Annotated in this window: 11 protein-coding genes; 7 read left to right on the top strand and 4 right to left on the bottom strand. The window is 67.8% G+C overall.

Annotation, left to right across the window (positions count from 1 at the left end):
- Positions 1-40: 40 nt before the first annotated feature.
- Together H7I57_RS05680 and H7I57_RS05675 are read right to left on the bottom strand one after the other, a co-directional pair.
- Positions 41-1,411 carry an aromatic ring-hydroxylating oxygenase subunit alpha gene (locus tag H7I57_RS05680; protein WP_264022384.1) on the bottom strand — a complete coding sequence of 457 codons (1,371 nt, stop codon included), beginning with the start codon at positions 1,409-1,411 and terminating at the stop codon, positions 41-43.
- Positions 1,411-2,262, bottom strand: a complete 852-nt coding sequence (locus H7I57_RS05675) for an SDR family NAD(P)-dependent oxidoreductase (RefSeq protein WP_264022383.1) — start codon at positions 2,260-2,262, stop codon at positions 1,411-1,413. The genes H7I57_RS05680 and H7I57_RS05675 overlap by 1 nt, the downstream gene beginning before the upstream one ends.
- Positions 2,263-2,401: 139 nt before the next feature.
- Here H7I57_RS05675 and H7I57_RS05670 point away from each other — a divergent pair, with 139 nt between their 5' ends.
- The 5 genes from H7I57_RS05670 to H7I57_RS05650 all read left to right on the top strand — a co-directional run bounded on the left by H7I57_RS05670 (position 2,402) and on the right by H7I57_RS05650 (position 8,582).
- Complete coding sequence (locus H7I57_RS05670; RefSeq protein WP_264022382.1) at positions 2,402-3,985, top strand: SMP-30/gluconolactonase/LRE family protein; 1,584 nt, start codon at positions 2,402-2,404, stop codon at positions 3,983-3,985.
- Entirely contained in the window at positions 3,982-4,725 is a 744-nt protein-coding gene (locus tag H7I57_RS05665) for a GntR family transcriptional regulator (RefSeq protein WP_264022381.1), read from the top strand. The genes H7I57_RS05670 and H7I57_RS05665 overlap by 4 nt, the downstream gene beginning before the upstream one ends.
- Before the next feature lie 68 nt (positions 4,726-4,793).
- Positions 4,794-6,317, top strand: coding sequence for an AMP-binding protein (locus H7I57_RS05660; RefSeq protein ID WP_264022380.1), 1,524 nt, complete (start codon positions 4,794-4,796; stop codon positions 6,315-6,317).
- 1 nt (position 6,318) lies between these two features.
- Positions 6,319-7,104: an SDR family NAD(P)-dependent oxidoreductase gene (locus tag H7I57_RS05655; protein ID WP_264022379.1), complete on the top strand. Its 786-nt coding sequence runs from the start codon at positions 6,319-6,321 to the stop codon at positions 7,102-7,104.
- Positions 7,101-8,582, top strand: coding sequence for an acyl-CoA synthetase (locus H7I57_RS05650; RefSeq protein ID WP_264022469.1), 1,482 nt, complete (start codon positions 7,101-7,103; stop codon positions 8,580-8,582). Before H7I57_RS05655 ends, H7I57_RS05650 begins: the two co-directional genes overlap by 4 nt.
- 11 nt (positions 8,583-8,593) lie before the next feature.
- Here H7I57_RS05650 and H7I57_RS05645 read toward each other — a convergent pair whose 3' ends face one another.
- A complete protein-coding gene (locus tag H7I57_RS05645; RefSeq protein ID WP_264022468.1) occupies positions 8,594-9,784 on the bottom strand; it encodes a metallophosphoesterase in 1,191 nt (396 codons plus the stop codon).
- A 102-nt stretch (positions 9,785-9,886) separates the two neighbouring features.
- Between H7I57_RS05645 and H7I57_RS05640 the strand changes: the two genes are divergently transcribed.
- Positions 9,887-10,318, top strand: a complete 432-nt coding sequence (locus H7I57_RS05640) for a VOC family protein (protein ID WP_264022378.1) — start codon at positions 9,887-9,889, stop codon at positions 10,316-10,318.
- A 10-nt stretch (positions 10,319-10,328) separates the two neighbouring features.
- Positions 10,329-10,994 carry an NAD(P)H-binding protein gene (locus H7I57_RS05635; RefSeq protein WP_264022377.1) on the top strand — a complete coding sequence of 222 codons (666 nt, stop codon included), beginning with the start codon at positions 10,329-10,331 and terminating at the stop codon, positions 10,992-10,994.
- A 29-nt stretch (positions 10,995-11,023) separates the two neighbouring features.
- Here the strand turns inward: H7I57_RS05635 and H7I57_RS05630 are convergent, their stop codons facing one another.
- Positions 11,024-12,097: an NAD(P)H-dependent amine dehydrogenase family protein gene (locus H7I57_RS05630; RefSeq protein WP_264022376.1), complete on the bottom strand. Its 1,074-nt coding sequence runs from the start codon at positions 12,095-12,097 to the stop codon at positions 11,024-11,026.
- Positions 12,098-12,282 lie beyond the last annotated feature (185 nt).

Raw genomic sequence — 12,282 nt, 5'->3', positions numbered from 1 at the left:
GTGTAGTTGGTCACGCTGAGGTTGACGGACTACACCGAAATCACAGCTCGCGGGGCTCGCCGGTTCCCATGTACTTGGACAGCTGGTAGTGCAGGTTGACTGTGCTGCGCTCGCGGTACGGGTTGGGCCTCGTCCCGGGGAAACCGGAAGACTTCATGCCCTGCTGCACCGCCGCCATGTTCGAGAAATCCTGCGGCAGCACCGACAGCCAGTTCGGGCTGTCCTTCGGGGTGTACTGCCATTCGGTCTGCGGCTCTTGACCTTTGGGGTACAGCTCGAACACCGCGACCTCGAAGATGCACTTGTCGGGGTTGTAGCTCGGGTCGGGCCGTGCGCTGTAGCACAGCGCGCTCGTCAGGCCCTGGCCGATCTGGAAGTTCGGGAAGATCTGCCACGCCGTACCGCTCTGTCCAAGAATGTCGGGCGGGATCGTCGGCCAGATCACGCCGCGCGCCTCGTCGTCACGACGGGCCGAGGCCAGCCAGTGCTGCAGCACCTTGTCGGCCGGGGTGCCCTCCGGCAACTCGTCGACAAGGCGCTTGGCCGCGTTCACCAGAGTCTCGGTGGTGGTGGCGTTGGTCTGCTCCCAGGTGTACATCTGCATCTCCGCGGTGGAGACCCGCGGGTCGTCGCCGGTGCCCAGCCGGATCTTCGACTTGGTCTCGTCCATCCCCTTCGGCGCGTCGTAGCCGATGTTGCTGTGCTTGCCCTGCGCCTTGGCCCAGCCCTTGAACTCGCCGAACCTGTTGAACTCCGGGTGCGTGGTGAACACGTGGTAGGTCTCGTTGAAGGCCTCGAGCGCGACTTTCCAGTTGCAGTCGAAGTACAGCCACTTGCGCCACTTGTAGCGCATGTTCTCCAGCCCGAACGGGTCGAGGATCTTCGCCGCCGGGAACAGGTAGTCGGCCAGAGGCTCGCAGTCGGGATCCATGTTGACGAACAGCCAACCGCCCCAGGTGTCGACCCGGACGGGGACGAGGTGGGTGTTCTGCGGTGTCAGCGCGCCCTTCCAGTCATCCTGTTCGCGGATGTGGGTGCAGGAACCGTCCAAACCGTATGTCCAGCCGTGGAATCCGCACACGAAGGACTTGCGGGCGCGACCGACCGCGTTCTTGTCCCCGTCGGGAGTGTCGACCAGCTTTCGGCCGCGGTGCATGCACACGTTGTGGTGGGCCGCAAACTCGTTGGGTCCCGTTCGTACAACGATGATCGAGTCGTCGAGGATGTCGTAGGTCAGGTAGCTGCCGACCTCGGGGATCTCCTCGATCCGCCCGACCTGCTGCCACACCTTGCGCCACAGCCGGTCCCTCTCGGCTCGGGCGTAGTCCTCCGAGATATAGGCGTCGACGGGAATGGTCATCGACTCCGACAATTCCTCGGCGACATCCACGTTCGCGTCGAGATCGGTCATCAGATCCTCCTAATGGCTGCTCGGAAGGACTCGTCTTTGAGGAACAGCGACGTGTTGTCGGCGCCCAGATGGGTCCACTTCAGGTTCAGGCCACCGTCGACCAGCAGGGTTTGGCCGGTGACGTAACTCGACATGTCGGACAGCAGGAACAGGATGGCCCCGGCCTGCTCCTCGGGTGTGCCGCGACGGCCCATGGCGATCGCGGTCCGGTCACGCTCGGGGTCCTCGTCGACGTAGGTCGCCGACGCCGCCGTCTCGGTGACGCCCGGCGCGACGGCGTTCACCCGGATGCCGTCCAGCGCCAACTCGACCGCCATCGTGCGCGTCATCGCGACCACCGCAGCCTTCGCAGTGCCGTAGGCGATGTGGAACGGGGCGGTGTTCATCCCGCTGATCGAGGAGACCGACACGATCGAGCCCGGGTTTCCCTGGGCGCGGATCTCGGCGGCGACAGCCTGGCTCATGAAAAACGCCGTCTCCAGGTTCGCGGTGAACAGCGCGCGCCAGTCGTCCCGGCTCACCCGCGTGGACGGCATCCACGTCGCGGGGGCCGCACCGCCCGCGACGTTCACCAGCCCGTAGAGCTTCCCGTCGGTGCGCCGAACCTGATCGAGGACCGTCGCGATGCCGTCGTCGGTGGACGCGTCGGCGGCGACGGGCACCACGGACAGCCCGCGCTGCGCCAATGGCGCGACGTGCTGGTCGAGGTTCTCGGTGGAGCGACTCACCGCCACGACCGTGGCGCCCGCCTCGGCGGCCAGGCGCGTCACCGTCGTCCCGATACCGCCACCACCTGCGCCGGAGACGACGACGACGCGGCCGGCGAGGTTGATTTCCAAACCCGCGGCCATCTCAATTGTCCGGACAAATAATGGTGCTCTGCATATTGCAGAACACTATTCCGCAGGACTTATCTGGACGTCAAGGCCGATTTAGGCCGGACTTGCGCGCTATTGTCTGGACTAGCGCGGCTTGCTAACGTCCGAACGCATGAACGCCAGGTACGTCGCGCAGGACCCGACCACCGCTCCGGGATGGCAGTTCCAGCGGGTCACTGCACCGAGCCGGCTGTTCGGCGCCAACGGTCTGCGCACCGGCCCCGACGGACGCATCTACGTCGCGCAGGTGACGGGCAGTCAGATCAGCGCGCTCGACCTGGCGACCGGAGTTGTGGACACCGTCAGCGCCAAGGGCGGGGACATCGTCGCGCCGGACGACGTCGCGTTCGGCGCCGACGGCACGCTTTACGCGACCGAGGTGATGGACGGCCGGGTCAGCGCGCGCGACACCGCGGGCCGCACTCGGGTGCTGCGCGGCGACCTACCGTGCGCGAACGGCATCACCGTGCACCAGGGCCGCCTGTTCGTCGGGGAGTGCCGAGACGGTGGCCGGCTGATGGAACTGCCCCTCGACGGCGGCGAGCCGCGGATCCTGGTCGACAACCTCGCTTCGCCCAACGCGATGGAGGTGGGCCCCGACGGGCTGTTGTACTACCCGCTGATGACGGCCAACGAGATCTGGCGAATCGATCCCGAGGGGGGCGAGCCGCAGCGCGTCACCGGTGACCTCGGGGTTCCGGACGCCGTGAAGTTCGACTCCGAGGGATACCTGGTGTCGACGCAGGTGGCCAGCGGACAGGTGCTGCGGATCGATCCGCGCAACGGTGAGAAAACGCTACTGGCCCAACTGAACCCGGGCCTGGACAACCTCACGTTCGTGGGTGACCGGCTGTTCGCCTCCAACTTCACCGGGGAGATCACCGAGATCCTGCCCGGACAGCAGACGAAGACGGTATTGCCCGGCGGTCTGAACTGGCCGCTCGACCTGACGGTCGCCGACGACGGGCAGTTGTACGTCGCCGACGGCACGTACTTCTATGTCGTCACCCCCGAGGGCGCACTGCAGACCGTCGGGATGCTGTTCTCCCCGGGCTACCCAGGCTTCCTGCGCGGCCTCGCGGCGGTCGGCTCCGGCGAGTTCGTCGTCACCACATCCGGCGGGCAGGTCGCGCGGTACCGGCCGGCGGCGGGTGAGACCGACTATCTGGCAACCGACTTCGATCAGCTCTACGGCGTCGCCGTCGACCGCGACGGCGCGATCGTGTTCGCCGAACTCGGTACCGGGCGGGTCCTGGGTCTGCGCGGCGACACCGTCGAGACGCTGGCGTCCGGCTTGCGTGATCCTGTCGGCGTGGCCTTCGATCCCGACGGCGCCCCACTGGTCGCCGAGTCAGGGGCGGGCAGGGTGGTGCGGTTGGCCGGCGGCGGGGCGGACACGGTGGTGAACGGCCTGCAGCGGCCGCAGGGCATCCACGTGCGCGACGGCACGCTCTACATCGTGGACGCCGGCGCAAAGGAACTCGTCGAGGTCGACCTGAGCACGAACGCGCGGAGCACCGTCGCCAGGGACCTGCCCGTGGGTCCCCCGCCCGGTGTCGAGCCCAAACCCCTCAAGGGCATGCCGCCGTTCTCCGGACCGCAGGGGCCGTTCGCCGGGGTGACCAGCGGACCCGATGGCACCCTGTACATCTCGGCTGACGGCGACGGCAGCGTGCTGGCGATGCGCCGGACATGACGACCACGACCGGCGACCACCGCTACCTGCAGGTGGCACGCGCGCTCCGCAAGGAGATCGTCGACGGCGTCTACCCGGTGGGCTCGCAGCTGCCCACCGAACACGAGCTGTGCGAGCGGTTCTCGGTGAGCCGCTACACCATTCGCGAGGCGTTGCGCCGGCTGCGTGACGACCACCTCGTCTCGTCCCGGCCGCGGGCGGGCACCCTGGTGGTTCCCCGCCCCAACACCAACTCCTACGAGCAGGACGTCATGTCGATCGACGACCTGCTCGCCTTCGCCCAGGGCGCCCGCTTCGCCATCGACACGAACGCCATGATCACCGTCGACCGCGCGCTCGCGGAGCGCACCGGCCTGGCGGCGGGCACCGAATGGCTTGCGGTGAGCGGATACCGGCGCGCCGATGACGACTCGGCGCCGATCTGCCTGACCGAGTACTACATCAATCGCAGCTTCGCCGCGGTCGGCAGGCTGCTGCACCGCCACACCGGACCGATCTTCCCGCTCATCGAAGACCTGTTCGGCGTCAGTGTCGTCGAGGTCCACCAGGAGATCTCCGCGGTGCTCCTCGACGCCGAGCTCGCCGAGCACCTGCAGGTCGAGGCGGGCACCGCCGCGCTGCAGATGCAGCGCAGCTACACCACCTCCGACGGCGAGATCGCCCAGGTGACGGTCAACACGCATCCGGCGTCGAGGTTCAGGCACGCGATGACGATGCGCCGCGTGCGGGACGCACGATGAAACCTGAGCCGGGACGCACAGTGAAGCCGCGTGCGGGACGCACAATGAGACCGGAGCCGGGACGCCCGATGAAATCCGGGTGCGCCACGCTGGCCGACGCACTGCGCGACGCGGCGCACGCGACCCCCGACCGAATCCTCGTCCGGGACGACGAAAACAGCTTGACCTGTGCGGAATTGCTCGATCAGGCGACCACACTGGCGCACGCGCTGCTCGAGCGGATGGCCGTCGGCAGCGTGGTGTCGTTCATGGTGCCGAACTGGCGCGAGGCCGCGGTCATCTACCTGGGGGCAACGCTGGCCGGCATGGCCGTCAACCCGATCCTGCCGTCGCTACGTGACCACGAGCTGGCATTCATCCTGTCCGACGCCGACAGCCGGATGATCTTCATCCCGCACACCTTCGCCGGCCACGGCTACGCCGCGATGCTGGACCGGGTGGTCGCCGGGCTGCCGTCACCTCCGCAGGTCGTGGTGGTGCGCGGCGACGCGGGAGAACACACCGCGTTCGCGGATCTGTTCCGCGAGTCGACCAGCGGGACGCTGCCGCCCCTGGATCCCGAAGCCACCCGCATGATCCTCTACACGTCCGGCACCACCGGCCGACCGAAGGGCGTTCTGCACAGCCATGACTCACTGAACGCGCTGATCACTCAGCTGGGTGAGCACTGGAAGATCGAGCCCGGCGACACATTTCTCGTGCCGTCCCCCATCGCGCACATCGGCGGATCGATCTACGCGTTCGAATGCCCGCTGCTGCTGGGCGCCGAGGCCGTTCTGATGCAACGCTGGGATCCCGACGCCGCCGTGGCCCTCATGCTGGCGCACCGTTGCAGCCACATGGCCGGGGCGACACCGTTTCTCGACGGGCTGCTGGCCGCAGCGCAGCGGGCCGGCACCCGCCTTCCCGATCTCAAGGTCTTCATCTGTGGCGGCGCCTCGGTCCCGCCGTCACTGATCCGCCGCGCCGCAGACTACTTCGAGCGCGCCCTCGTGACCCGGGTGTACGGGTCCACCGAGGTCCCGGTGACCACCGTCGGCTCCCTCTGTGACGTCGACCGCGCCGCCGATACCGACGGCCGTCCCGGCATTGCCGACATCAGGCTGGTCGACGGAGAGATCCGGACCCGCGGACCCCAGATGCTCACCGGCTACCTGCATCCGGAGGACAACCGTGAATCCTTCGATGAAGCAGGCTATTTCAGCACCGGTGACCTCGGCCGCCTCACGGAGGACGGCTACCTGGTGGTGACGGGCCGCGCCAAGGACATCATCATCCGCAACGGCGAGAACATCTCCCCCAAAGAGGTCGAGGACATTCTCGTCACCCATCCGCGGATCGCCGAGATCGCGATCGTCGGCATCCCCGACATCCGCACCGGTGAGCGGGCCTGCGCGGCCATCGTTCCCACCGCCCCACCAGCGCCCGACGTCACGGAACTACGGGAGTTCCTGGCGGACAGGGGCGTCGCGAAGTTCAAGGCTCCCGAGAACGTGGTGCTGTTCGAGGCGCTGCCGAAGAACGATGCTGGCAAAGTCCTCAAGCACAAGATCAAGGCTGAGCTGACCGGAACACAGAGAGACGGGTTGTGACATGCAGGTAGCGATTGTCACGGGAGCCAGCAGCGGCATCGGGTTCGGCTGCGCGACTATGCTTGCCGAGCAGGGCATGGCGGTGCTGGGCACCGGCCGCGACCCCGACCGGCTCGCCGAGTTGGAGCGGGCCGTCGGCGAGCCCGACCGGATCGCCACGGTGGCCGTGGACCTCACCGCGGACGACGCGCCACAACGCATCGTCGCCGCGGCCCTCGATCGGTGGGGACGCATCGACTTCCTGATCAACAACGCCGGTGTGGGCAGCCCCAAGCCGCTGCACGAGACCGACGACGAATCACTGGACTATTTCCTCGGTCTCATGCTGCGCGCACCGTTCCGGCTGGCGCGTGACGTCATCGTCCACATGCAGCCGGGGTCGGCGATCATCAACGTGACCTCCACGTTCGCCGTCGTCGGCGGCCTGCGGGGCGGTGCGTACTCAGCAGCCAAGGGTGGCCTGACGTCGCTGACCACCCACATCGCCTGCCAGTACGGCGCACAGGGAATCCGCTGCAACGCCGTCGCTCCCGGCGTCACCCTTACGCCGATGGTCGCCACCCGTCTGGAAGACGAGCGCTTCCGCAAGATCAACACCGAGATGACGCCGCATCAACGGCTCGGAAAGGTCGAAGACATCGCCGCCACGGTGGCATTCCTGTGCTCCGAGGGCGGGAGCTTCATCAACGGGCAGACCATCGTCGTCGACGGCGGCTGGAGTTCGACGAAGTACCTGTCCGAGTTCGCGCTGAACGCCAAGTGGATTCCGGGTGGGGGTTCGTCGTGAACCTGTTCGCCCTTCTCGACCAGACCGCGGCCCGCCACGGCGACCGCGGTGCGGTGTATCACGGTGAGCGCCAGGTGCATACATGGTCGCAGCTGCGGGAGCGGGCGTTGCGGCTGGCGACGACGTTCGGTGAGTTCGGGCCCGGCGCGCGTGTCGCGGTGGCCAGCGAGAACTGCCCGCAGATCGTCGAGTTGATGTTCGCGATCTGGGCGGCCGAGTGCGTCTTCGTGCCGATCAACTACAAGCTGCGCCCCCGCGAGATGGAGCAGATCGTCGCCGACTCGGGCGCCGCCCGGATCTTCGCGTCCCCCAAGCTCGGCGCCCAGCTGGCCGCGGAGACCGCGGTGCCCATCGAGACCATCGGCGGCGGGGAGTACGAAAGCCGCTGTGGTGCAGAGGTTTCGGACCCGCCCCGGTTCACCGATCCGGCGAGCCTGGCGTGGCTGTTCTACACCAGCGGCACGACGGGGCGCTCCAAGGGCGCGATGCTGTCGCACCGCAATCTGATGGCGATGACGGTGTCGCACCTCGCCGACTTCGATTCCGCCGACGAGAACTGCAGCCTCATCCACGGCGCGCCGATGTCACACGGGTCGGGCCTGTACGTGCCGCCCTACGTGGCACGCGGCGCCCGGCAGGTGGTGCCCGCATCGGGCGCGTTCGAGCCCCTGGAGTTCCTCGACCTGTGCGAGCACCATCCGGGCTGCAGCGCGTTCTTGGCGCCCACCATGGTGGCGCGACTGGTCCAGACGGGGCGGGAGCGGCCGCGCAACCTGCAGACGATCGTCTACGGCGGCGGTCCGATGTACGTCGACAGCCTGAAGAAGGCGATGGCGGCGTTCGGTCCGATCTTCGTCCAGCTCTACGGGCAGGGCGAGGCACCGATGACGATCACGGGTCTGCGGCAGCGCGACCACGTCGCCGATGACGGATGGGCCTCCGACGCGGTGCTCGGCTCGGTCGGGTACGCGCGCTCCGGCGTCGACGTCGCGGTGCTCGGTCCGGACGGCGCGCCTGCGGGGGTCGACGAGATCGGCGAGATCGTCTGCCGCGGCGACGTCGTGATGTCCGGTTACTGGCACAACCCCGACGCCACCGCGGCGACGCTGCGGGACGGCTGGTTGCGCACCGGCGACATGGGATCGTTTGACGCTCAAGGGTTCCTCACGCTGCGCGACCGGTCCAAGGACGTGGTGATCAGCGGTGGCAGCAACATCTACCCGCGCGAGGTCGAGGAGATCCTGCTGGAGCACCCCGACGTCGTGGAGGCCGGCGTCGTCGGCGCTCCCGACGACGAGTGGGGTGAGGTGGTGGTCGCGTTCATCGTCGGCCGGGTCTCCCCCGACGACCTGGACACCCACCTGCTGGAGCGCATCGCGCGGTTCAAGCGGCCGAAACGCTACGAGTTCGTCGACGAGCTGCCCAAGAACAGTTACGGCAAGGTGCTCAAGCGGGAGCTACGCGCCCGATTGGCCTGAGAGTGCGGCCTTCACGCGCAGCGAAGGGTCAGCAGGGTGATCTCGCTCGGCGCGAACACACGGAAGGGCGGGCCCCAGAACCCGGTTCCGCGGCTCGTGTACAGCTGCGTCCGCTCACCGTGTCGACTCAGACCGTGCACCACCGGCTGCTCGAGCCGCACCAAGAAATTGAACGGCCAGATCTGGCCCCCGTGAGTGTGGCCCGACACCTGCAGATCGACGCCCGCGCGCGCGGCGTGCACGACCTGTTTGGGTTGATGCGCCAGCAGGAGGATCGGTAGGTTGCGGTCGGCGTCGGCGAGGGCGGCGTCCAGGTCCTCGCCGTGTCCGTCGACGAACGACGCCTTCGCGGTCGCGTCGTCCACCCCGGCGACGATCAGCCGGTCACCGCCGCGTTCGACGACGATGTGTCGATTGTGCAGGGCCTCCCACCCGATGCTCTCCATGTAGTCCAGCCATTCCTGGGCCTCACTGAAGTATTCGTGGTTGCCGGTGACGTACACGAGAGCCGATGTGGCCTCCACCGAAGCAAGTGCGCCCGCTTGGTTTTCGCGTATCTCGACCGTCCCGTCGGCGATGTCGCCGACGTGGCACACGATGTCGGCGCGCAGTTCGTTGACCCGCGCCGCCACGGCGGCCGACCACCGCGCACGATCGATCGGCCCGTAATGGGTATCGGTGATCACCGCGACGCGCAAGCCATCCAGACCGCGACCGAACCGGGTGCCTGCGACATCGACCTTCTTAACCCGCGGTACGCGCATCGCTTCGACGAATCCCCACCCGAGGAGGGCCACCGCGACGGTGACGACCGCAAGCGAGACGATCCGCGACCGCGCCTGATCCTCGACGCCCACGAGCTGCAGTACCAGTCGCATCACCTGGCCCAGCATCGACCAGACGAACAACACCCAGGCGGTACCCAGCAGAGTGACCGCGGTGACAGCGGCCCAGTCGAGATGCCTGCGGCCATGACCCAGGCTCATCAAAACCGGCGTGGCGACGAACGCGGCGGCGAAGAACAGCGTTCCGGTCACGAAGACGGCGGGCGGCCAGTCGGCCGGCGTCGCCAGCAGCGTCCACCACGGCACGCCGAACAGCAGCGCCAAGATCCCGAAGACGACCGCCGTGCGGCGCCACCGCCGCCGCGACCGCCGCGACGGTTCGACGGATTCCACCACGTCCGCAGGGGCGTCCGTCATGGTGCCGGAATCTTCTGCATGCGGGTCTCGGACAGTCATCGACTCCGACGTTACTCATGTCGAACCTGTTCGGCCGCCGGCCCGGGCTCCTAGCATTGGGGGATGACCACGCTCGACTCCCCGATCCCCCGGTTCCATCTGGCCATCCCGGTCGACGATCTGACGGCGGCTCGCAAGTTCTATGGGGACGTCCTCGGCCTGCAGCAGGGTCGCAGCGACGAGCAGTGGGTCGACTGGAACCTTCAGGGGCACCAGGTGGTCACCCATCTGGCGCCCGACCGGATGGCTGCGCTCCACAATCCCGTCGATGGGCACGACGTGCCGGTCCCCCACTTCGGCCTGATCCTGACGATCCCGGAGTTCCACAAGCTGAGCGAGCGACTGCACGCCGCCGGCGTCGAGTTCGTCATCGAACCGTATGTCCGCTTCGCAGGTGAGACGGGTGAGCAGTGGACGATGTTTCTTCTCGATCCGGCGGGGAATGCACTGGAGTTCAAGGCGTTCGCCGACGACTCCCAGGTGTTCGCCGCTTAGGAGGTAGAGCATGCGTGTGGTGATCGCGGGTGGGCACGGGAAGGTCGCGCTGTTCCTGGAACGGCTGCTGTCGCAGCGCGGTGACTCGGTGGGGGGGTTCGTCCGCAACCCGGCCCACACCGCCGACCTCGAAGACGCCGGTGCCGATGCCATCGTGGTGGACCTCGAGGCAGCGTCCGCAGACGAGGTCGCGACCCATCTTCGCGGCGCCGACGCGGTGGTCTTCGCCGCGGGCGCGGGACCTGGCAGCGGGGCGGCGCGCAAGGAGACCGTCGACCGGGACGCCGCGATCCTGTTGGCCGATGCCGCGGAGACAGCAGGGGTGCGTCGCTACGTGATGATCTCGGCGATGGGGGCCGACGCGGAGGCGCCCGACGACGCCGGGGATCCCGTCTTCGTCACGTACCTGCGGGCGAAAGGAGCCGCGGACGACGCCGTCCGGAGGCGGGAGACGCTCGACGCGACGATCGTGCGCCCCGGTCTGCTCACCGACGATCCGGGTACCGGGCGGGTGAGGATCGCATCGTCGACCGGGCGCGACAGCATTCCCCGCGAAGACGTCGCCGCGGTGCTTCTCGAGGTTCTCGACACCCCGGACACCGCCGGAACGACCTTCGAGGTGATCTCCGGCGACACGCCGATCGCCGACGCGGTGATTGCATCACCCCGCGACTGACGAACGCGGCAGCCCGCGTCTCGGTCCGCTCACCACATCAACCCGCGGATCATCTCCGTGGGCGGGATGTCCTCGACCGCGACCAGGCCCGCGGGCGCCCGGCACACCCAGTCGATGGCGTTGACCGCCCGCGCGGCAGTGGAGAGACACCCGGCGTCGGTGACGTCGAGAACGGGATGGGACAGGTGGGTGCTCACCTCCACCCGTGGCTCGCCTTCCACGATCACCTTGTGCACGCCGAGGTGCCCTTCGGGCGGGAACTCCCACTGCGGGCCGGCCGCGGAGGTCAGCCTGTTGATGTGTTCGACGGTGATGACGGGTTCGCCGTCGCGTATCCCAACGGCTGCGAACCGCACGGCGGCCATGTGCCCGGGTTCGACCGTCGTCATCTTGCATTCGATGCGCTCGGGTGTGTACCAGGGGTCGCACCGCTCACGCACTTCGTCGAGTTCCACGTCGAGGTGGGCGGCGAGGTTGCGCACCAAGCCGCCGAACAGTGACGCGATGACCCCCGGCTGGAACGCCATCGGAAGCTCGTCGGACGGGCTGCTACCGAAGCCCATCGCCGTTCCGGTGTATTCGAAGTCGTCGTAGTTGCCGTAGTCGAAGATCTCCTGGACGGTGACCGATCGCGCGCGGGTGACCAGACTCAGCGCGGAGTGCACCGCCGTGTCCCCCGAGTAACCGGGGTCGATGCCGTTGACGTACAGCGAGGCGTTGCCCTGCTCGCACGCCTGTTCCAACGGCGTCCGCAGCCAGTCGTCGGCCTGTTTCGGCGTCACCAGCCACACCATCGACGTGCCGACCACGTTGACACCCGCGGCGAGCAGCTTCGACATCTGCTCGATGGCCTCCATCGGCCGCGTCTCTCCCAGCGCGGTGTAGACCACGCAATCGGGTTTCAGCGCGATCAACGCGTCGAGGTCGTCCGTGGCGACGACCCCGGTCGGTTCGCTCAGACCGCACAGTTCCGCGGCGTCCCGCCCGATCTTCTCGGGGTTGGCGGCGTGCACGCCGACCAGCTCCATATCGGGTCTGCCGATGATCGCCTGCAACGAGTGCCGCCCGACGTTACCGGTGGAGAACTGAACCACTCTGCGCATCCTGATGTGTCCGTTCCTGCTCAGTAGTCGGGGATCGGGAGCGGCGAGTTGTTCGAGTCGATGCCGCCGTCGACATGGAAGATCGCGGCGACTCCTCACCTTGTTGTGGGGAGTTTCGGGCTGATTCCGCCGAGCATGAGGTAGATCATCGAGGTCAGTGATTTGGCGGTGTGATGGCCGTAGCC

Origin of the sequence: Mycolicibacterium pyrenivorans (genome assembly GCF_025821625.1) — a bacterium.
GTDB classification, from domain to species: domain Bacteria; phylum Actinomycetota; class Actinomycetes; order Mycobacteriales; family Mycobacteriaceae; genus Mycobacterium; species Mycobacterium pyrenivorans.
Note: the sequence above shows the minus strand (reverse complement) of the source record. Positions and strands in the feature narration are given on the sequence as shown.

Bases quoted from the DNA above. Each gene is read 5' to 3' on its own strand.
- H7I57_RS05680 (WP_264022384.1), bottom strand. From the start codon at position 1,411: ATGACCGATCTCGACGCGAACGTGGATGTCGCCGAGGAATTGTCGGAG.
- H7I57_RS05675 (WP_264022383.1), bottom strand. From the start codon at position 2,262: ATGGCCGCGGGTTTGGAAATCAACCTCGCCGGCCGCGTCGTCGTCGTC.
- H7I57_RS05670 (WP_264022382.1), top strand. From the start codon at position 2,402: ATGAACGCCAGGTACGTCGCGCAGGACCCGACCACCGCTCCGGGATGG.
- H7I57_RS05665 (WP_264022381.1), top strand. From the start codon at position 3,982: ATGACGACCACGACCGGCGACCACCGCTACCTGCAGGTGGCACGCGCG.
- H7I57_RS05660 (WP_264022380.1), top strand. From the start codon at position 4,794: ATGAAATCCGGGTGCGCCACGCTGGCCGACGCACTGCGCGACGCGGCG.
- H7I57_RS05655 (WP_264022379.1), top strand. From the start codon at position 6,319: ATGCAGGTAGCGATTGTCACGGGAGCCAGCAGCGGCATCGGGTTCGGC.
- H7I57_RS05645 (WP_264022468.1), bottom strand. From the start codon at position 9,784: ATGACGGACGCCCCTGCGGACGTGGTGGAATCCGTCGAACCGTCGCGG.
- H7I57_RS05640 (WP_264022378.1), top strand. From the start codon at position 9,887: ATGACCACGCTCGACTCCCCGATCCCCCGGTTCCATCTGGCCATCCCG.
- H7I57_RS05635 (WP_264022377.1), top strand. From the start codon at position 10,329: ATGCGTGTGGTGATCGCGGGTGGGCACGGGAAGGTCGCGCTGTTCCTG.
- H7I57_RS05630 (WP_264022376.1), bottom strand. From the start codon at position 12,097: ATGCGCAGAGTGGTTCAGTTCTCCACCGGTAACGTCGGGCGGCACTCG.